Genomic DNA, 1,820 nt, shown 5'->3' on the forward strand with positions numbered 1-1,820 from the left:
ACACCTCCCGGCTCCACGAAGCTCTCGGCTACCGCACCCCGGCGAACGTCGAAGCGACCTACACTCACACCACGACGACCGCGCCCGCGACCGTGTAACCACGGAACGAAACCCAGGGCGCTTCAGGCTGGGGATCGCCGCAGTGCACGCCGGGCACAAAGTGCGGTACTTCACCGCCGCCGACCTCGTGGAGACCCTGTATCGCGGACTGGCTGACAACACCGTCGGCAAAACCATCGACACCCTGCTACGCCAAGACCTGCTCATCCTCGACGAGATCGGATTCGCCCCGCTCGACGACACCGGCACCCAACTGCTGTTCCGGCTCGTCGCCGGCGCCTACGAACGCCGCTCCCTCGCGATCGCCAGTCACTGGCCCTTCGAACAATGGGGACGATTCCTGCCCGAACACACCACCGCCGCCAGCATCCTCGACCGGCTCCTACACCACGCCACCATCGTCATCACCGACGGCGATTCCTACCGCATGACACACCGAACGGAGGTACCACCCACCTAGAACATCCCGCACAGGGTGGGGACTTTTACCTGGCCACCAGCGGGGACATCAAACTGGCCGTTGACAGAGGCCCAGGGCTACCGCTCGTGCCAGAACATCCTCGCCCTGGGGAAGAGCGACAAACAACTCCTCGAGCGGGCTTGCGGGCAACTTGTCTCCGAACAGACCCGACGGGCGATCTCCTACACCGCGGTCAAGCAACGCCTGGCGGCGCTGCGGGCCCAGGCCGCCGCACGACCGACCACCGCGGCGGAACCAGCGACTGCTGCGTCGGTAGCGCCACCGGCGGGACAGCGCGACACCACCGGGGCGCATCTGGCCGGGCCCGAGCAGTTCAGCCTTTCTGCCTTGACCGGAGCCACCGGAGCCGACTTGACGGATGAGGGAGGGGCCAAGTGATCGATCGTCACCTCACCGACGCGGACATGCCGTTGTTCACGCAGCTGCGTATGACCGCGTTCGGGCAGACCGTCATCGAGCTGGCCAACGATCCCGCCTGCGACGAGTGGACCTTCTCCCAGAAGATCTTCCACGCGCTGGATAAGGAGATCACGGCCAGACAGGAACGTCGGACCCAGAAACTACTCAAGGCCTCCAGAACGCCAAACCCTGATGCCTGCGTAGAAGAGATCCGTTATCTGGCTGACCGCAACCTCAATCGGGAGCTAATCGCACGGCTTTCCAGCTGTCAATGGATCGAGTCGACCCGCAATCTTGTCGTGCTCGGTCAGTCCAGCGTGGGCAAGACCTATGTGGCTCTGGCACTGCTCAATGCCGCGTGCCGAAAGTACTACAGCGCGAGGTTCTTCCGGCTCGACGATCTGGCCAACCGGCTCGCCGTGTTGGAACCGACCTCGCAGCGGCGGTTGGATTTCCTGACGGATCTGCACAACTGTGACCTGCTGGTCCTGGATGACTTCCTGACGACGCCGGTGGCTGCGCACACCGCGGCCGAGTTGCTCAACATCCTGGCCGCTCGTGAAGGTCGAGGTTCGACTCTGGTGACCTCGCAGTTCGATCCGCCGGACTGGTACAAGTCGCTCCAGGACGCGGTCATCGCCGAATCGATCCTCAACCGGATCGTCGCCGGCGCCGAGATCATCGCCCTGGACGGGCCGAACATGCGCCGACATCTGGCGGACAGCCGATAGTTGGGCGCCGCGGTCGGGCAAGCTAGCCTCGGGCTTTCATCGCTGAATTCGCCTGACCTGCCGTTTTCATGAAGAAAGGTGCTCTGAGCTGCAATAATTGTTGTTGCGAAACGACAATCACAAGCAGGGCAAGGAGCACCTTTCTGGTG

At 63.4% G+C, this 1,820-nt stretch carries 2 protein-coding genes and 1 pseudogene; all 3 read left to right on the forward strand.

What is annotated here, in order from left to right:
• Positions 1–130 precede the first annotated feature (130 nt).
• Positions 131–520: pseudogene (locus ABFX36_RS18815) on the forward strand (ATP-binding protein); the annotation flags it as partial.
• 60 nt (positions 521–580) lie between these two features.
• A complete protein-coding gene (locus tag ABFX36_RS18820; RefSeq protein ID WP_008382042.1) occupies positions 581–919 on the forward strand; it encodes a hypothetical protein in 339 nt (112 codons plus the stop codon).
• Entirely contained in the window at positions 916–1,671 is a 756-nt protein-coding gene (locus tag ABFX36_RS18825; RefSeq protein WP_003937311.1) for an ATP-binding protein, read from the forward strand. Before ABFX36_RS18820 ends, ABFX36_RS18825 begins: the two co-directional genes overlap by 4 nt.
• Positions 1,672–1,820: the final 149 nt, after the last annotated feature.

This window comes from Gordonia cholesterolivorans, assembly GCF_039531975.1.
Taxonomy (GTDB): Bacteria; Actinomycetota; Actinomycetes; order Mycobacteriales; family Mycobacteriaceae; genus Gordonia; species Gordonia sihwensis.